Source organism: Zhongshania borealis (genome assembly GCF_039539625.1).
Lineage (GTDB): Bacteria > Pseudomonadota > Gammaproteobacteria > Pseudomonadales > Spongiibacteraceae > Spongiibacter > Spongiibacter borealis.
The window spans coordinates 106467-125536 of record NZ_BAABDM010000009.1 but is presented as its reverse complement, the minus strand read 5'-3'; the positions used below and the strand labels follow the sequence as shown (position 1 = coordinate 125536).

Genomic DNA, 19070 nt, shown 5'->3' with positions numbered 1-19070 from the left:
CTGTCATAGTCGTACTGGCCGTCGGCGATATCAGTTTCGCTGGCGTCAAGGTGTGCTATTGCGGCTTCGTTACTAATGATGTCGCGCTCGCCATCATTGTTTGCGTTGCGCGCAAAGGTGGCTAAAGTACTGCCGTCAAAGTTATTGAAATCGACGGTGCCGCTAAAGTTACTTGCAGCCTGCTGAACAGCGCTTGTTATGTCGATGCCGTTATTTGGATTCTTGTCCGAATCCAGAGTAATGAGGAAACGTCCGATGTTGGTACGCATGGCGTCGTCGCCATTGGCGAGCTGGCGGGGTGTAACAAACACGGTGTTTACCGTGGTGACTACCGTGCCAAGCGGAATACTGCCGAGGAAAAAGCGCACTGTTTCCTGGGGGATAAATTCAAAGCTACCGTCTGCTGGGGTGATAGCCGATGTGCCGCTATTGCGGGTGTAGCGCAAACCCTTTACGGGTCCGTCGATTACATAGCCTGTTTGACTGTTTGGTGATGAGGTCGGCGGGGTGTTGGTAGAGACACTGCTACCCCCACCACAAGCCGATAAAATCAGGCTAGAAATAAGGAATGTTAGCGGTTTAATCGCGTATTTCATGCATACACCTCTGGCATGGGGCAAAGAGCTGGTTTTCTCACCACGGATCGGCACGGAGAAGCTGGGGTGAGTTAGGGAATATCACTATTTTTATTCGCGTCCGATGTCGCGCCAGGGTTTTGTTATTGCTTAATATTGGCGTGTTGTCGGTGCATATTTACACCTAGTATACATTTCACTTTAAACGTGACAATGTCGTTAAGTGGCAATATTTGCGGGTGAATATCGCCGAATTAGCGAAAAATGATAAGAAACAAGGAGATAAACATTTCTGTTGAGCGTAATTATTACTCAAAATTACCAGAATGTAATTTTGAGGCGGCATCCATGGGGTTCGTGTGTGACGGGGATTACTTTGCTGCGGTGTTTATGCCTGATAAGTACCTAGCGCCGCCAGCATTTGGCGACGATGTAGCCGCTCGTTGCGGCGTCTGATGTGAGGGTTCCCGATTGGTTTATTTGCAAGTTACCGCATTGGTCTCCGGTCATGCTGCCAGTTCGACTAGCGCGTAATGTGCAGGTATTGGCTGTGGGTGTGCCGGCAACTGCAATATTGTAGTTGCCGGCGTCGCTATTGGGGACTGCGCTTGGAAATACCGTAGGCAAATTACCGCTGCGATTGGTATAGCAGTTGTTAGCACTGTAATAGCGTTCAAGGGCTTGGGCTGCCTCGAACAAGGCACCGGCAGCATCATTGCAGCGAGGCCTTGGCAATCGATTCCTGGTAAGACGGGCAGGCGATAATCGCTAGTATTCCGATGAAGGCAATAACGATGAGTATCTCTATTAAGCTAAAACCGGCTCTGCGCGTGTGCCCAGGTAAGTTGCAGTTCGATTGCTTTGGTTTTTTATCGCAGCTGCCACCACGATTGCCGTCCTAATTCGTTACCGGTTCCCCGTTCAAGGGTGATACCAATACTGCCTCTAGAGCCAGATGTGTATTTATACTCTTTTTCACCAGCGCCAATTATGCCGGGGCGAGTAAGCAGTTGGTCGAATTTCTTGGCGCTGGGAGGAAAGAAGTCGCCGCCAATGTCGACCATGTCGTCATCATTGATAAAACCGTCGCCATTGATGTCGAGCACGGTGTCTGCTAGTCGACCGCCATTGATGCTGTCGATTTCCATAAGCCAGCCCGTGCCGCCAAAGTTACAGGGGTCGGCTGACGGGATAAGGGTTGGGAATATTATCCGGCCATTGCGCAATATGGCTTGATCGGTTACGCGTTCTCCGGCGCCGTCACTAGCAGATGGGTTGATCAAATCGAGATACCAACCTGATTTTGCGCTGTAATCTACGCTGGTATTTGACACTACCCGGACGGCAAATTCCGCTGTGCCGTTGCGCAAGGTAGGAAAACCTTCATAGCTGATGGTTTGCTGTTGTAGATCGGCGCGGGCTGAAATCTGACTACCGGTATCGCGAATACCGTAAAAGCTTTGTAATTGTGGCGAATTTTCAACGATTGAATCACCCTCTTCAAAATATTTTCCGGTGCCGAAATAAATCATAATGCCATCGTCTGGATGGGGCCCCGAAGTCATGCCTGCGGTGATGGCTTGGGTATTGCCGGTGGGATCTTTGGCGACAAATAATGGCTTAGGTGTGTTGCCAGTTTTAAAAGCCGAGTCCCATTGATTACTGTTGCCATTACTTAAGTCAAACTTCCACACATTGCCTTTGAGGTCACCAGCATAAACGTAGTCGGTGATGCGGTCGCTGTCGATATCAACAGCCAATACATCGCCAAGGCCATTGTCGGTGCCAGATTCCTTGGTGTCGATTGCTTTGATGAGAGCGCCAGTTTGCAGGTTAACCACAAACAGTTTTACGGTATCGCCGCTATTGTAGCCGTTGCCAAATATCGCTACCCAGTCGCCGCTGGCTAAGCGGGTGAGTACGGGATTACTCATGCTCAAACCGAGTTTGTTGCTAGAACTTACTGAGGTGCGAAAATCCCAAAGTACATCCGTGGTGTCGATATTGTCGGGGTCAGTCACGTCGATGGCAAAGATTGAGCCGCCGCCGGCGCCAGTGCTAGCAACTAATACTGAGTGCCAGGCACTGTCCCAGTATGCGTCAATGACGATAGGGGAGCCGTCGACAAAGTACTTGTGCTGGTAGTCTGGCTTGCTGAGTTTATACAGGTCGGAATAGGCACTGTTCGGGATATAAGCAAATTTTTCTGCGCCGGTACTCGCATTAAAGCCATGAAGCATGCCGTCGTTTGCGCCTACATAAAGCATGGGTGGTTCAGTTTTTTTGCTTTCCAGATAAGCTGCGTAGCTACTACCTTCTGTGCCCGCGAGCCGTGAAAACCCATAGTTTTGATTCCAGTGGAAATAGGGGTTGGAGTTGACGATATCACCCAACAGGTGCGAGCGAATGCGGTAGTTGGAGTTGACCCCTTCCAAACTTTGGTCGCCGCGCAGCCAGCTTACGCGGCGCGGACCTTCAACTAAGGCGCTAGCACTACTGAGGTCGACGGTAAGGGCGAGTTTTTCAGTGGCGCCCAAATTATCCCAGGTGAAGTTAGCGGCACTGCTGGTCCAGGTTAGAATATTGCGGCTGGCGTGAGGGGCAATACTATTGTTGCTGTTCGTGTCCCAGTTTAGGTCTGCCAGTTCGCCATCGCTCCCTACTTCATAGGCAAGTATTTGTCCCGACCAGTCCCGCGTGTCATAGCGAGCTTGAAATATTAGGGTGTCGGAATCTAAGCGTGTCGAGTTGGTGGCGATGGATGATGACGAGCCCACCGATTGCAGAATTTGTGTGATGGCCGATTTTAGTTTTTCGGCAATTTCTACGGGCTTGCTGGCAATAAGCAGCGCGCCACGGCCGTTGATCGTGGCGTGCCACAAATCGTCGATGGCGGTTGGGCTGCGATTTTCAAAGGATGTGTGCCAGCTCGGTGGATTGGCGTAAGGGTCTGCTGGATTTTCTGGGTCGTACAGCAGGCCCCCGGTACCCAAGGTCACCGCGTAGCTGAGCATGTGTAAATCTGTTTTACAGTCTAAACCCGGCGGGTGGTTCTGGCGGTTGCAGGCCTCAGCAACGGGCACTTGTCCGGTAGCAAAATCGGAGCTTGGCCGTAAAGGGGTGTCGTAGTACTTCATAGCGATATCGGCCATGGTAGAACTCGCAGAATCGGCGTAGGGCGCACCCTTATCGCCGTCCTCATTCCCTACGCCGCTGATGTTGCTCACATTGCTGTAGCCGTCAGTGAAAAGAATAGCGGCATTAGCTTGGCAAGCATGGGTGATGGGTGCTCCAGAATTTGAACGTTGGAATTGCTTGCCAACATAGTCGAGCGCTTCCTTGTTCGGGGTGCCACCACTATTGCCACCACGGGAATAAATCGCATCGAAGAAACTGTTGCGGTCACTGCTGTCCGCTAGGGTCTTCATGGTGACGGGGTCGCGATGGTTTATGGTTAATTCGCCGACCCTGGCATTGTTAACGTCAAAGAACGACAAGGCCACACCGGCACGCGTTGCTAAATGACGTTTGCGGTAATAGGAAAACCAATTCGCAAAATTTTGCATCATGGCGTCGTAGTTTGCCGCTGACGAAAAATTGCTCGATTTTATTTCGTAACCATAGAGCGTGCTGCTGCCGTCCGGCGCATAGCCGGTCAGGGTGGTGCCGGTGAACCCATATTCGCTTGGTAGAGGATCTACTAAGTAAAATGTGGCCGGGTAGTAGGCTATTTCTTTACTTTCGGTTGTTGTGACGTCGGACCCGTCAAATCGCATCCCCGGTTGTAGTCGAAATTTGCGGTTGTCGTTGTTGTTGCTAATCTCTTGGGTTAGGTCAAAGTTAAATGTACCTCGGGTTGGATCGCTGGGCGCGTTGCTCGGGTCGATGTTACTGAATGTGCCACTGCCGACGCTGGGCCACGGCACGTAGGTGTCGGCGGGGTTAAAATACGCTTTGTTGTAGTCAGGTGATCGGGCAAAGGCATAGGCAGGGGTAGGCGGCACTGCATAGTGATCGTTGTTGCTATCGCCGTAGACACGCTTACCGGTGCCGGTGCCGTTGGGGAAAATGTAGATGTATTTTTTCCAAGTGCTGTCTGCGCCGCCTACCTTATTGAAATTGATAACGCCGCTAGCTGCGTTATCATTTTTGTCTCGGCCAGTAAAACTCTTGCTGCCAGTATGCCACCAAAGCGCGCCGTCATTAGTGGGCATGAGCAATTCGGCATCCATGCTGCCAGAATCATCTATAGCCATAATGATATTGGGTGTTACGCCTGAGGCAAATGATAAGGGTGTATCGGCGACATTGAGCGCAGCGAGTCCCATTGGCGAGGTCAGCGCCAGTAGTATCGATGTGAGTGCGCGCATTTTATTATGCCAGCTCGGTTTAGCGATCATAGGCGATCCTCGTTCTGCTATTCGCGGCGATAAATTGTGCGCAGCACAATCATCGATCTGTCGCTGATCCCAAAACCACGGGCAGTAACACGGTAATTGCTAATGACTTTGACGGGGGTGCCAGCATCTAGCGAGGCGAGGGGGTCGTCAAGCTGAGTCAGTTCTTCAAGGTAATATTGTGGTGCACGATAAACTTCACCAATGGCGTCTGCGCTAAGCCAGCCCGTAGACGTTGGGTCGGCCCAATCTGGCGGCGAGCATTCAACGGCGGCACCACTGCATTGCTTGTAGAGACCGTTACTGCCATTAAAAGGGCCAAGCGCTGCGGCTTGTAATACTTGTTCACCAGCACGCAGTGCGGCTTCTGCCGCTTGAAAAGCAGAGTTATTGTCGCGGGTGTTGCCAGCCATGCGCTCTTGCAGTGTTGTTGACTGCAGGGCACTGGCGCAAATAACACCCAGAATCAGCATAAATATTAGGCAAACAATCAGTACCGCACCCCGTTGCAAATTTGCCTTTGGCGGGCTTACGGATATAGTGAGTTCCATCATCTTAGCGCTGTTCATGGTAGTCGGTTGCGAATGGCGACGGCCGTGCTGTACACCTGCCGCAGGCGTTGATCGCTGGCGACGGCGGCGCCATTAAAGCTAAGACTGTTCTGCACAAACTCACCAGAAGAGCCAATAATATTGTCGTCAAGGCTGTGCATAAGCAATTCAATACGGACGCTCAGTACAGCCGAAAAGTCAGTAACATCAGCGGCGCTGCGGTAAGCATCGATATCACGATCATCATCTGTATCTTCGCCGTAGGTGATTTGCATGTCTTCTACACCTTCGACTAGCTCAGTGGCAATCGGCGCTGCACCATTGCCAAGGCTGCGTGCTTGCACCCATAAAGAATGTATGGCGTTGCCTGCTGGAGTGGTGCGCCCACTGTCGCGAACAAAATAGACGAGTGATTGAAATCCCATGATTTCGGCGTCGCTGCCGTAAATCTTACTTAATTTGTTCGTGATATTTCTGTTGCTAGCGTGGGCGATGGTGATTTGATTCCCGTTGCCGTTAGAGACCGTCGTCGCACTAAAAAGATCGGCATTGATACAGTCTGTTATAAAAACAAAATCGCCTGCGCCGAGGCCGGCGGGGTTACTGCTGATTTGTATGTTGGCATTGTTTGTTGCCATGTTGCCGGTTAAATTTGCGGCAGGTGTAACCGCGCGCTGAATACTTATTATGTCGGTGTTTGCAACAGCGCTATATGCGTTGCCAGCGCTCACATTGTCTTGGCCTATCAGTACATTTTCTGCTGTAAAATTCAAATCGCTTGGCGGGGTTTTTGCAATTACATTTACCGGGATGCGTTCTAAATTTGGGCATCCCATATATCCGGCCATACGCAAATCGCGAGTAAGGAAACTTACAGCAATACGGCCACTCTCTTGGAGCTGTGATACCGCTTCCAGTACGCGCTGACTGCGCTGACTGGCGAGGGTTACTTGGATCACTGCGCCGCTCAGAACAATACCGAGGGTGATGGCGATCATGAGCTCGATAATGCCGAAACCAGTTTGGGATTGGCGTTTCATATCGCCAGCCTCACAGCTCAGTGACAAAAACAAATGACTGTAAGTGATCGCCGTTGGCATCCGCTTGGCGGCTACTGCTAATTCTGTTTTCGTCCCACTGAACGGTAATGGTAAAAACATTGCCATTGCTCGCGATGGCACCGTCGCCAAGGCTTAGGCGGGCGGTGAGTGCCGTAAACCAATTCTGAAGATCTGCTTGGGCTATGGTGTTGGCGGTGCCAGTGGGGGCGTCGGCGCCGATGCTAATATCGTAATTTCCCGATAAAGCTGCGTTCCGATTGGCGCGCATGCGATCGGTAATCTCATAGGCCAGCATGGTGGCATGGGAGCGTACTTCGGACGTTTTGTTGAATTTAATGGTGTTGAGGTGGGTTGCAACGGTGCCCATTACCCCCACTGCCGTGACTAAAAGCGCGACTAATACTTCTATTAAGCTAAAGCCAGCGGCGTGTTTTGGTTTTAACATGGCAAATTCCATTTGCGAATAAAGGCGTTTGTCTGAAATTACGTTGTGTAGGTGACTATTGCTCGATACCCTGTCATGATTTTATTAGTGTAAAGGTACGAGTCTAATAGACTGAATTCTGGCAGAACATGGCAGCCCTTGTCTACATATTGATATAAGGGGGTGAACTTGGTCACACTGTCCATAGGTTGGCGTGTCGAATTGACCGCACTCGCGCTTCAAATCTAATTAAAGCGCCAATGCAGTAGCTTAGCTTTCTAGTTCTCGCCAAGTAAGATAAATCCGCAGATCAAACTCCAATTGATGGTAGCCAGGCAACATATATTCACAGAGTTTATAGAAGGCTTTGTTGTGCTCCGCTTCTTTTAAATGGGCGAGTTCGTGCACCACAATCATTTCCAAAAATTCCGGCGCGGCTGATTTAAAAAGGGACGCGATACGGATTTCTTTTTTGGCTTTTAGTTTTCCGCCTTGAACGCGCGATACGGCAGTGTGTAGACCTAGGGCGCGGTGAGTCAGGTCAAGGCGATTGTCGAATAAGACCTTGTCGATTTGCGGGGCATTGCGCAGGTGATTTTGCTTTAGTTCGTTTATGTATTTGTATAAAGCTTTGTCACTTTGAATATTGTGTTGTTGTCCGTAACGTTGCTTAAGATAGCGTCCGATGCGTTCTTCAATAATTAGTTGACGGACTTGGTTTTGCAGTTGCTCAGAATAACCCTGTAAGTATTTTAAATTGATGTCGCCCGCCATTTTTTTCACGATCTTTGTCTCGTATTTAACACGCGTCGTTCAATCGTCGTGTTCAGGTTCCGCAAAATGTTCTTAATACGCGCTGTTCAGATTTTGCGGGCATTGCGTAGCGCAGCTTGCTTGGCTCGAATTGGCTTGGTTTGGCCAGTACATCTACGAGCTGATTGAACACGCTAAAATCCCCGCTTGTTTCCGCTGCAGTAATTGCTTCTTGTACAAGATGATTGCGGGGAATAAATACCGGGTTTGCTACAAACATTTGGGCTTGGCGTTGGCTAGGACTTTGTGGGTCGTTAGCAATGCGTTGGCGCCATTCTTGGAGCCACGGCAAAAATTGCTCATCGAAGTCATATAATTCACGAATGCTGGTGTTGATGCATGTTGTTTCATTGCTCAATTCAGCGAGGCGTCGGAAGCACAAAGTAAAGTCGACTTTTGCTGTCTCCATTTGACTTAATAAAGATTGAAATAACTCGTCGTCACTCTCTTTAAATTCACTCAGGCCGAGTTTATCTTTGATGATGCTTTGGTAAGCTTTCATAAATAATTCGGGGAAAGCATTGATGGCTTGCTGAGCAATTGCCACTGCGCTGTCGTCAGTCGCAGCATCACTATTATCAATAATGGGCAGCAGTGCTTGCGCGAGCTGCATGAGATTCCAGTGCGCGATACTCGGCTGATTGCCATAGGCGTAACGACCGTTGTGGTCGATAGAGCTGAACACCGTAGCGGGGTCATAGCTTTCCATGAACGCGCAGGGACCGTAGTCGATGGTCTCGCCGCACAACAGCATATTGTCAGTATTCATTACGCCATGAATAAACCCGATACTTTGCCACTGGGCAATTAAACGGGCTTGCCGCGCAATTATCGCATTGAGCATTGCCAATACTGGATTTGCTGAGTCGGCGGCTTCAGGGAAATGGCGCTGAATAAGGTAGTCACTTAGGGTTTGCAGCGCCTCTGTATCACGTCTTGCCGCAAAGAACTGCATTGTGCCCACGCGAATGTGGCTTTGTGCTACGCGGCTAAGTACCGCGCCGGGCAAGCCCTGCTCGCGGAATACCATTTCACCCGTGGTGACAGCGCCTAATGCCCGAGTGGTGGGAATGTTTAACGCGACCATCGCTTCACAGAGGATGTATTCGCGTAGCACTGGCCCCAGTGGCGATTTACCGTCGCCGCCGCGGGAATAGGGCGTACGGCCAGAGCCCTTTAGTTGCCAGTCGTAGCGAATGCCGTCTTTGCCAATAAGCTCGCCCAATAGCACTGCACGACCATCGCCGAGCTGGGGGTTCCAACCGCCAAATTGATGGCCAGCGTAAACGGCGGCAAGGCTTTGCGCGCCGTCGGGTAGCTGATTGCCCGCCATGGCGGCAATGCCGTCGGCTGAGCTTAGCCATTCTGGGTCAATATTCAATTGTTCGGCCAAGGCAGTATTGACGCGAATCACGCCGGGCAGCGGCACGGTGCTGGGTGCTTGTAGGCTATAAAAGCGCTCAGGAAGGCGAACATAGCTATTGTCGAAGACGGGGCTGACGATTTCGCTCATGGCATGGGCCTGTATAAAAACGGTAAAACAATGGGTTTAGACTACTGTTGATGAGAGTCGAGGGAATTGTACCTCAATAGGGAGTTATTGCCTGTTATCCCTGAGCTGGCATGTGAGTTATTGCGAGCACAATGTGTGCGGTTTAGCGAAATACGCGACGGGAGCCGACAGACCAAGTAAAATTGCCGCCGTGGCCAATCATCGGCCCAGTTTAGGCGCTTGCTCGGCTTTAAAAATGACAAACATAATTGAGTGAGCGCGTAATTGACTAAGGATTTGAGCATTATGCCGTGGTTTACCCGTTTGTTTTTTGTGTTGTGCCGTATTTTGTCTGCGCCCTTTCTTGCTGGCGTTAAGCCTAAGTTGATTCAGTTTGACGAGGCATTGCATGATCAACTGAGCGGTAAACCGGTGTGCTATGTGCTTCGCTTACACAGCTGGACTGATCGGTTTTTGGTAGAGCGTATTTTAAAGACACAGGGCTTACCATTGCTGAGGGCATCACCGGGTAAATTACCTGACGCCGAGGGCGCAGCCTGCCTTTACTTACCTGTTTTAGCAGGAAAACGTGGCGGGAGTCGCGGCCAGAAAACAATGGCCGGGCTTATCGAACAGGCTGCCCAAGGTGAATACCCACTGCAGATTGTGCCAGTGTCTATTTTCTGGGGCCGTAATCCGGGTAGTGAAACTTCCTTTTTTAAACTGCTCTTGGGTGATGGTGAGCGCGCTGGCGCGCTGCGTAAATTACTGATAATTATTGCCCAGCGCCGTAATGTTTTGGTGCATATTGCCGAGCCATTAACCTTTGATCAATTTGTGGCACGTAAGCGCGATCCTGAAGCGGCGGCGGCGATGATGGCCCGCTTGGTGTCGTTTTACTTCTCACGGCGCGCGACCGCGAGCCTTGGTCCACGCTCCCTTTCTCGGCAACAGATTATTGATGTGGTGCTGCGGCGCCAAACCGTGCGCGACGCAATATCGGCAGAACTCAGCGGTCCGGACGACGATGTTAATGCGGTAAAGAAAAAAGCACGCAAAATGGTTGAGCAAATTGCCGCGAATTATGATGACCGCATGATACGTGCGCTAGAATTGATATTGAGCTGGGTGTTCCGCAAGATATTCTCGGGCTTAAATACCCATCATATTGAGCGCCTGCGGGAAACGGCGAATAGCCGCCAGCTTATTTACATGCCATCACATCGCAGTCATTTCGACTATTTGCTCATTTCTTATACGCTTTATGTGCAAGGTCTAGTGGCGCCCCATATAGCGGCCGGTGTAAACCTCAATTTTTGGCCCGTTGGCGGATTGTTACGGCGGGGCGGTGCTTTTTATATTCGCCGCAGTTTTGCGGGACAGCCACTGTATAGCGCTGTATTTAAATCGTATTTAGATGTTATTTTGAGTCGCGGCTATCCTGTCGAATTTTTCCCTGAGGGTGGCCGTAGCCGTACCGGACGATTGCTCCCCCCGAAAAAAGGCATGCTGCGAATGACGGTCGACAGTTTTATTCAGCAGCCTGGCCGTTCGGTGGCAATAGTCCCTATTTATGTTTGTTACGACAAATTGGTAGAAAGTGCCTCTTACGTAAAAGAACTGCGTGGCGCCACTAAACAGGGAGAGTCTGCTGGCGGTTTGCTCAAGGCGCGTAAAATTTTTAAATCTTCCTACGGCAGCCCCCACGTCGCGTTTGGTGAACCACTGAGTTTAGACGAATGCTTTAGCCACATAGAACCCAACTGGCGCAAATTAGCACAGCAGGGTGATCAGAGCTTTGTCCCTGAGGTTGTTGATTATATTGCCCAGGAGAACATGGAGCGCATCAATTCTGCAGCGGTGGTGAATCCCATTGGTTTGGTGTCGATGATCCTGTTGTCGAGCCCGCAGCGGGCTATGGCGGAAGATGAATTACTCCTGCAGATCGATCACTTTGTCGCCTTGTTGACGCGTTTGCCCTATAGCCCAGATATCACGCTACCAGAGGGCAGTGCTACAGAGATTTTTGAGCAAGCGGCGCGCACAGCCGGGCTTTCGCGTATCGATCACCCGTGGGGACCAATCATTACCGCCACCGGCAAAGAAGCGGTAATGCTCACTTACTACCGAAATTCCGTGATGCATGTATTGGCATTGCCGAGCTTGGTGGCGCGATTCTTCCGTCATAGCCAGACAGTAAACGAAGCCGAATTGATCGAAGCCTGTGTTTTGCTTTATCCCTTTGTGAAGCAAGAGCTGTTTTTACGGGTGAGCGTGGAAGATTGTGCGGCGGCGGTTGCCGAGCAAATTAATAATTTAGTCGAACTCAATTTACTGAGCCGCAATGAGCAGGATGGCACGCTGAGCCGCGCCAATGTAGGCACTGAAACCTACGCCGTACTTACCGGGCTGGGCCGCATATTGCGTGAGACCTTTGAGCGTTACACCGTGACCAGTTTGCTCCTGGTTCAGGAAATATCAGACACTGCCGCGCCGCGCAAGCAAATTGAACAACATACCATTGAAATGGCCCAGCGCTTGGCTATTCTAAGTGGCCGGGAGGCGCCGGAGTACTTCGATAAAAACTTATTCCGTGTTTATATGGACACCTTAATCAAGGAAGGTTTATTACTCGTTGAAGGGGATGATGATGAGCAATTGCTGCGGGTCGATAAGCGTTTGGAGTCGTTGTCGCAGCGTTGGGTGGCTTTGTTGGGACCCGATGTTCAGCAGAGCATGCAGCAGTTAATTCGTAAGCAAGCGATCAATGGCGCTTGAATTAGCTTAGAGTGGCGCCTTAGTTTATAACGGGTTTATACCTAAAAATAGGAGTTAAAAAATGGCATTAGTCGGTGTAGTAGTAAGCCTTATTTTACTTGAGTATTTTGTATTTGTGATGATGGTCGGTATGACACGGGGCAAAACTGGGATTCAGGCCCCTGCCATGACGGGCGATCCGAAATTAGAGCGTATGCTGCGAGTGCAGTTGAACACCCTTGAGCAAATTGTGGTGGTAATTCCAGCCATGTATTTATTCGCAAACTACCTTAGCGCGGCTGTCGCTGCTGGGCTTGGTTTGCTGTTTGTGGTGGGGCGCGCGGTGTATTGCCGGGGGTATTTGATTGCTGCCGAGAAGCGTGGCGCTGGCTTTGGGATCGGTTTTTTAGCATCGATTGTTCTCGTCGTCGGCGCTTTCTATGGCACAGTGGCCGCAGCGTTTTTTAGTTGAGCGCGGTAGTTGGGGCACAGGCATTATATTTAATCCGTGCCCTAGCGAGTGAATAGCTGATAAGCCATACAGACGATGGTTTAGAACCGCAATAATCTGCCAATATCACCTCACTAAGTGGGCGGTTGTAATGACCGCAATAATAAAAACGACAAGTGAGGCCAACATGAGTAAATTGGTTTGCCGGGCATCCGCCCTGGCGATAGCGGTTGCGCTTAATTCTTACGGCGCAAACGCTGCGAATGATTTGGCGCTGGAAGAAATTCTGGTAACAGCCGAAAAGCGTGAGAGCTCCTTGCAGGATACGCCTATCTCGATTCTCGCCTTTTCTAGCGAGCGATTAGAGCGCTTTGGCATTAGTGATCTTGGCGATATTGCCGGTTTGGCGCCCAATGTCACAATTACCCCTTTCCCCAATAGCCGCAGTTCTCTTGTGGTCTTTATGCGTGGAGTCGGCAATAACGACAGCCAGTCGACTCAAGATCCTGCAGTAGGTGTTTATTTAGACGGTGTTTATGTGGCGCGCAGCATTGGATTGACCAGTGATGTTGCCGACTTAGAGCGAGTCGAAGTCTTGCGTGGCCCGCAGGGTACTTTATACGGTCGTAATACCACCGGCGGCGCGATTAATTTAATCACCGCCAAGCCGGGCGATGAGTTTGCCATTAGCCAGCAATTTAGCGCGGGTAATCGCGACTACTGGCGCTCCCTAAGTAAAATAGAAACCGGCAAAGTCGGCGGTTTTTCGGGCAAGCTGAGTTACTTAGAATCGGGCCACGACGGCTGGGTAGAAAATACCGGGGAGGGCGATAACTTTGGCGAGGAAGAGAAGCAAGCCGGTCGTGCCGTTGTGCGTTGGGACGCCAGCGAAGCGCTAAGCGTTGATTACGCGTATGACTTTTCTAATATTGACGGCCCCCAGCACTATTACCAAACCACGTCTTCTACTGTGCCGGCTATTCCTGCCGATGAAAAGCGCAGTGACACTGGAAGCTGGGATGGGGGTGTGGAGCCAAGCGAGACCGAAATCAGTGGTCACAGTCTCATTGTGCGTTTTGACACCGATTGGGGCGAGCTAAAATCCATAACTGGATATCGTGAATTAGCCGAAGACATTGTGCAAAACTACGGTGGCGGTTTGCCTGGCTTTAAAATTCGGGTCGGCATTGAACAGGATCAAGTTTCCCAAGAGTTCCAGTTTGTCGGGGACCATGGCGAAAGCTTTAACTATGTTGCGGGCCTGTATTACTTTAAAGAGCATGGCAGTGAGCTTGAGACCGACACGGTCCCAGTGCTGATACCCAATGCTAATCCGGCATTACCGCCAAGCTTAACAACCATTACCCTTGAAGATCGCCAAATCTATTCGACGTCTGAAGCCTATGCGGCGTATGGCCAGCTAACTTGGTCACCGGCAGCACTTGAGCATCGTTTAGATGTGACTCTGGGTGGACGCTACACCGAAGACCAGCGTGAGGCGCGTAAAGATAGCGCGGTGTACTTTACCGGTGGCGAACAATCAGACAGCGCGACTTGGAGTAACTTTAACCCCAGTCTGACGCTAGATTACAACTGGACTGACGAGCTGAGCACCTTTGCTAAAGTAGTCACCGCGTATAAGTCGGGTGGTTACAACGTACGCAGCACCGAGGACGGTTTTACCCCGCCCTTTGATGAAGAACACATGATTTCATACGAGTTAGGGCTGAAATCGAGCTGGCTTAATAATCGTGTCAGCGTCAATGCCTCGGTGTTCCGTGCTGACTATGAAGATATGCAACTTCAGCAAATCACTAATAATGCGACGATCTTCCTTACCGATGTGTTTAACGTAGGTGAGGCTCAGATTGACGGTTTTGAACTCGATGTGATGGCTGTGTTGGTTCGTGGTCTCACTATGCAGCTGTCCTACGGCTATACCGATGCTGATTTTATTGAGTATATCGATCAGCGCGGCGGGAGCCCGACAGAAGGGCAGAACGTTGCCGATCAAGCTGAAATGCCCTACGCCCCTGAGCATAACTACACTGTGGGTTTAGAGTATGAGCGTGCGGTGGGAAGCGCATCAAGCCCAATGATGTTGAATGCCAGTATTGATTATCAGTGGACCGATGAACGCTATGGCACAGCCTTTAATGACGATATGAGCGGTTTTTTCCTCGACGATTACGGCTTGGTAAATGCTCGACTCGCGTTGTCAGATATCAGTGTCGGTAGTCTAGGCTTGGAAGTCGCTTTGTGGGGACGTAACCTCAGTGACGAGGAATACAAGGTTCACGGTATTAGTTTAGGTGCGTACCAAGCTGCCTATTTTGGTGAGGAAAAAAGCTTTGGTGTTGATGTCCGCCTTAGCTTTTAATTAAGCCACGGTCTAAGGGGCTACTGTGTAATGCTTTAGCCCTAATCTCCCCCTCTTAATTGACCTTCGTTATTGGTTCTTTGTAGTTATTTTCGTTTTCCCCTACGCCGTTAAATAAACCATTTCTTACAGATTATCTGGGTTTTGGCCTTGCGTTCGATATTAATCCTAGTATTTTGACCGTGCCGTCTACGGCGAAACCTCCCAGTACTGGACGAGATTTATGGTCACCGAGATTTTATGCCCTGCGCTATTTATAGTCGCGCCCGCGTCAGGCCAGGGTAAAACCACGATTACCGCTGCAATTGCCCGTTATCATCGCCTGCAAGGGCGTGAGGTGCGCATTTTTAAAATGGGTCCAGACTATCTTGACCCCCAGATATTAGAGCAAGCCTCGGGTCATCCGGTAACCCAGCTTGATTTGTGGATGGCCGGTGAAGCCTATTGTCGCCAGCAGTTTTATGATGCGGCTAAAACCGCAGATCTGATTTTGGTGGAAGGCGCGATGGGTATGTACGATGGCGAGCCGTCCAGTGCCGATCTCGCGGTGCGGTTTGGTATTCCCATGGCAATTGTGATGAATGTGAAGGCCATGGCACAAACCGCTGCGGCGCTAGCCACTGGTTTGGCAAATTACCGAGCAGATGTAGACGTGGTCGGCTTAATTGCCAATCACTGCGCGTCTGCACGTCATCTGCAGCTGATAGAGGATGCGCTGCCCGCAGAGCTTCCGTTATTGGCGAGCTTTGCCAATAACCCTGAAATTAGTTTGCCTGAGCGTCACCTAGGTTTGGTGCAAGCCAATGAGATTAGCGAGGAGCTGGAACAGCGTTTTAATGCGGCGGCGCAATGTGTCAGTGCTACCGCGCTTGCCGAGTTACCGAGGGGCGTGCCGTTTTATTCTCAGCATTTGGCGCCGCCGCCACAATTACTGAGTGGTTTGAAGCTGGGGATCGCTAAAGATGAGGCTTTTAGTTTTATCTACCCTGCCAATACTCAATTACTTGAACGAATGGGCGCCGAGCTCCATTATTTTTCCCCTATCCACGACTCGGCCTTGCCTTCGGTAAATGCGCTATGGCTCCCGGGGGGGTATCCTGAATTACACGCGCAGGCACTGGCCGACAATACCGCAATGCACGCACAGCTTCAGGCGTTCTTCCAGTCAGGTCGGCCGATTGTGGCTGAGTGTGGTGGCTTTATGTATTGCTTAAGTAAATTGCGGGATCTTGCCGGAAATGTTTATCCAATGTTGGGCTTGTTGCCCGGCGAGGCGGTGATGCGTGAGCGGGGCGGCTGTCAGGGAATGCAAACAGTAATTTTACCTAGCGGGGAAATGCGCGGGCACGCCCATCATCGATCATTGGCAAGCGTCGATATTGAGCCTGTTGCCTTCGGTAAGCGACCCGCTCACAGTGCGCCTGGTGAGGCAATTTATTGCGACAAGGGTTTAACGGCATCGTATATCCATTTATTTTTCCCTTCGGCGCCTCATTTGGTCGCGCAACTATTTACGGGCGAAAATGCTTAAACACGAGGCGCAATAGGGCTTGCTGAGCCTATTCGTCATTTCGACTAGGTGAAACTACTTAGGCGCATTCGTTAGACGCCAATAGCGATATGTTACTGTAGCCCTTATAGTCTTTAACAGCCTGAGGCTGCCATCAACAACAGGATTGCAATGAAAACAAGGTCGTCGCTGCATGACTAAAACCAAGGATTTACCCACTTTAGGTAATCAAAAGAGTATTACCTGGCGAATCCTGCTTCCGTTATTGCTGCTTATCGTTGCCAGCAACGCGCTTATTGTCACGGTTATTATGCGGCAATTGGATACCCAGCTGATTGACGCGACGGAACAAACATTAGCGAACAAGTCGGAACTGCAAGCTGTGCAGTTTCGGGCAAACATTCTTGAGTTAATTCGTGACTTGCAATTTTTGGCGGGCACCCCGCCGATTCAAGGTTTAGCTCGTGCAGAGCACAATGACGGTGTAGATCCATTGGATGGTTCTACCGAGCAAGAGTGGGTAACGCGGCTCGGTGTTATATTTACTGAAATACTTAAGGTCAAACCCAGCATACAAATCCGCTTTATTCGCAGTAATGGTATGGAGTTCATTCGGGTAGACCGCTCGGGGCTTGATGGCAGTATACGTCTTGTTCCGCCTGCAGAATTACAAGACAAAAGTCAGAGCCAGTACTTTACTGAAACCATCGCCTTAGCTGAGGGCCGTGTCTATGTTTCAGAGATCGAGCTTAACCGTGAATTTGGTAAAATTGTAGAGCCCTGGCAACCGGTTATTCGCGCGGCAACGCCGATTTATAGCACCGCCGGCCAATTGTTCGGCATTGTGATTATAAATCATAATTTGCAAGCGACCTTTGATCAGCTGAAAAGCTTGGCCGGGCTTGAACAGCAGTTTCAAATTGCCAACAGTCACGGCGAATATTTGGTTCACCCTGACGAGAGTCGTCGTTTTGCCTTTGAGTACCAGCGCAGCAGCAATATAATTGAGGACTTCCCGCAAGCGCAACGCATGTTGTCGGAGCCTCAGCTTGATGTTGTGAATGGCGTGAACCGTTCGGCTGAACAATCGTCCGTGTATTCAATGCGCAGCGTTTCTTATAACCCAGATAATCCCCGAGACCGATTAATTTTAGCAACGAGTCATGACCTCCAAGACACCTTACTTGTTAAAGATCGCCTGCTGAATAAAGTGTATATGATTCTAGCGTTGGTGCTGTTGTTATCAACTGGCTTGGCGATATATGTGTCGCAGCGGATTGCCACACCGATCATCAATATGCGCAATACTCTTAAACGCGACGGTATGGCAACAAAAAGTAAAGATCTGCCGATTACTGACAGTGGTGAACTTGGCGAGCTGGCTCGGGTTTTCGATAATTTGTTACAGGAGTTATCGCATCGTGAGCGGCTGCTGACTGCAGAAAATGGTGAGCGGAAAGTCGCTGAAAATGAGTTGCGACGCAATAATCAAAAGTTGGCGGCCTTGAATAAGGAATTATCGCAATTTACTTATATCGCCTCTCACGATCTGCAAGAGCCACTGCGCACAGTGCAAAGTTTTGTCGAATTGTTTGAGCAAAATTATGCCGAGCAATTAGATGGTGAGGCTAAGATTTTTTTGGGTTTTATTAATGAGTCCACCGAGCGAATGTCTGCCCTGATTAAGGGCTTGCTGGACTACGGCCGGTTAGGCTCTGAATCAGAGTTGAGTGTAATTGACGGCAAAGCATTAGTTGCTGATGTTTGTGCTGATCTGGCCTTACGAATTGCCGATGTTGGTGGCGAGGTGGTGATTGGCGAACTTCCGCTGATTAAGGGTAGAAAAACGGATTTACGTTTGCTTTTTCAGAACCTGATTAGCAACGGCTTGAAATTTACCCAGCAGGGGGTGAGCCCAGTCATTAGCATTGCGGCAGAATTGTCAGGAGACGAATGGCTGTTTAGCGTTCGCGACAATGGCATTGGTATTGACGAAGACAATTTCCAAAGAATTTTTCTTATTTTTCAGCGCTTACACGCCCGAGATCAATATGAAGGCAGTGGCATAGGCTTGGCACACTGCAAAAAAATCGTCGAATTACACGGCGGTAAAATTTGGTTAGAATCTGAAGTTAATAAGGGCACTGTGTTTTATTTTACGCTCAGGAATGAACAAGATGAACAAGCTTAAACGCATTTTACTCGTTGATGACTGTAAAGCGACTAATTACATCCATCGATTAGTGATCGAAAAATATGGCTGTGCTGAACAGGTTGTTGATGTAAATGACGGTCGCCAAGCATTAGATTATTTAAATACGCCGATTGATGGCAAATACCCTCAGCCGGAGTTGGTTTTTTTAGATATTAATATGCCAGTGATGACCGGCTGGCAGTTCTTAGATGAATACGCCAAGCTTTCTGCAGATCATCAAGCGGGTGTGGTGGTGGTTATGCTAACAACTTCTTTAAACCCCGATGATGCCGATTTAGCAGAAAGCAGGCGTGAAGTGAAAAACTTTTCGAGTAAACCGCTCACAGAACAGAAATTATCGGAAGTACTTAAGGAGCATTACCCTCATTTAGTGAAAGCGGCTGATTGAGCTTAGCTGTTTTTTCGCTTGCCTAAACACGACCTTATAAAGCTTAATCTTGCCTT

Annotated in this window: 15 protein-coding genes; 6 read left to right on the top strand and 9 right to left on the bottom strand. The window is 49.8% G+C overall.

Going from position 1 to position 19070, the window contains the following annotated elements; genetic code table 11:
* From ABD836_RS16935 to ABD836_RS16895, 9 genes are all read right to left on the bottom strand, one after another.
* On the bottom strand, window positions 1-596 hold a 596-nt coding region (locus ABD836_RS16935; protein WP_344938255.1), incomplete at its 3' end, for a hypothetical protein.
* Between the two features lie 384 nt (window positions 597-980).
* Window positions 981-1310: a type IV pilin protein gene (locus ABD836_RS16930; RefSeq protein ID WP_344938253.1), complete on the bottom strand. Its 330-nt coding sequence runs from the start codon at window positions 1308-1310 to the stop codon at window positions 981-983.
* Window positions 1288-1371 (bottom strand): hypothetical protein, encoded by an 84-nt coding sequence (locus ABD836_RS16925; protein ID WP_344938261.1) that lies wholly within the window; start codon window positions 1369-1371, stop codon window positions 1288-1290. Before ABD836_RS16925 ends, ABD836_RS16930 begins: the two co-directional genes overlap by 23 nt.
* Before the next feature lie 73 nt (window positions 1372-1444).
* Window positions 1445-4975 carry a pilus assembly protein gene (locus ABD836_RS16920; RefSeq protein ID WP_344938251.1) on the bottom strand — a complete coding sequence of 1177 codons (3531 nt, stop codon included), beginning with the start codon at window positions 4973-4975 and terminating at the stop codon, window positions 1445-1447.
* 17 nt (window positions 4976-4992) lie between these two features.
* The gene (locus ABD836_RS16915; protein ID WP_344938249.1) at window positions 4993-5541 is read right to left on the bottom strand and encodes a pilus assembly PilX family protein; all 549 of its coding nucleotides are present in this window, start codon (window positions 5539-5541) and stop codon (window positions 4993-4995) included.
* A complete protein-coding gene (locus tag ABD836_RS16910; RefSeq protein ID WP_344938247.1) occupies window positions 5538-6563 on the bottom strand; it encodes a PilW family protein in 1026 nt (341 codons plus the stop codon). Before ABD836_RS16910 ends, ABD836_RS16915 begins: the two co-directional genes overlap by 4 nt.
* A 10-nt stretch (window positions 6564-6573) precedes the next feature.
* Window positions 6574-7029, bottom strand: coding sequence for a type IV pilus modification protein PilV (gene pilV, locus ABD836_RS16905; protein WP_344938245.1), 456 nt, complete (start codon window positions 7027-7029; stop codon window positions 6574-6576).
* 249 nt (window positions 7030-7278) lie between these two features.
* Window positions 7279-7782 carry a M48 metallopeptidase family protein gene (locus ABD836_RS16900; protein WP_344938259.1) on the bottom strand — a complete coding sequence of 168 codons (504 nt, stop codon included), beginning with the start codon at window positions 7780-7782 and terminating at the stop codon, window positions 7279-7281.
* Window positions 7783-7834: 52 nt separating this feature from the next.
* Complete coding sequence (locus tag ABD836_RS16895) at window positions 7835-9334, bottom strand: protein adenylyltransferase SelO (protein WP_344938243.1); 1500 nt, start codon at window positions 9332-9334, stop codon at window positions 7835-7837.
* A gap of 264 nt (window positions 9335-9598) precedes the next feature.
* Between ABD836_RS16895 and plsB the strand changes: the two genes are divergently transcribed.
* From plsB to ABD836_RS16865, 6 genes are all read left to right on the top strand, one after another.
* Entirely contained in the window at window positions 9599-12091 is a 2493-nt protein-coding gene (plsB, locus tag ABD836_RS16890) for a glycerol-3-phosphate 1-O-acyltransferase PlsB (RefSeq protein WP_344938241.1), read from the top strand.
* A gap of 61 nt (window positions 12092-12152) precedes the next feature.
* Complete coding sequence (locus ABD836_RS16885; protein ID WP_344938239.1) at window positions 12153-12542, top strand: MAPEG family protein; 390 nt, start codon at window positions 12153-12155, stop codon at window positions 12540-12542.
* A gap of 166 nt (window positions 12543-12708) precedes the next feature.
* Window positions 12709-14901 carry a TonB-dependent receptor gene (locus tag ABD836_RS16880; protein WP_344938237.1) on the top strand — a complete coding sequence of 731 codons (2193 nt, stop codon included), beginning with the start codon at window positions 12709-12711 and terminating at the stop codon, window positions 14899-14901.
* 223 nt (window positions 14902-15124) lie between these two features.
* Complete coding sequence (locus ABD836_RS16875) at window positions 15125-16432, top strand: cobyrinic acid a,c-diamide synthase CobB (protein ID WP_344938236.1); 1308 nt, start codon at window positions 15125-15127, stop codon at window positions 16430-16432.
* Window positions 16433-16604: 172 nt separating this feature from the next.
* Window positions 16605-18602 carry a sensor histidine kinase gene (locus ABD836_RS16870; protein ID WP_344938234.1) on the top strand — a complete coding sequence of 666 codons (1998 nt, stop codon included), beginning with the start codon at window positions 16605-16607 and terminating at the stop codon, window positions 18600-18602.
* The gene (locus ABD836_RS16865; RefSeq protein ID WP_344938232.1) at window positions 18589-19014 is read left to right on the top strand and encodes a response regulator; all 426 of its coding nucleotides are present in this window, start codon (window positions 18589-18591) and stop codon (window positions 19012-19014) included. The genes ABD836_RS16870 and ABD836_RS16865 overlap by 14 nt, the downstream gene beginning before the upstream one ends.
* Window positions 19015-19070: the final 56 nt, after the last annotated feature.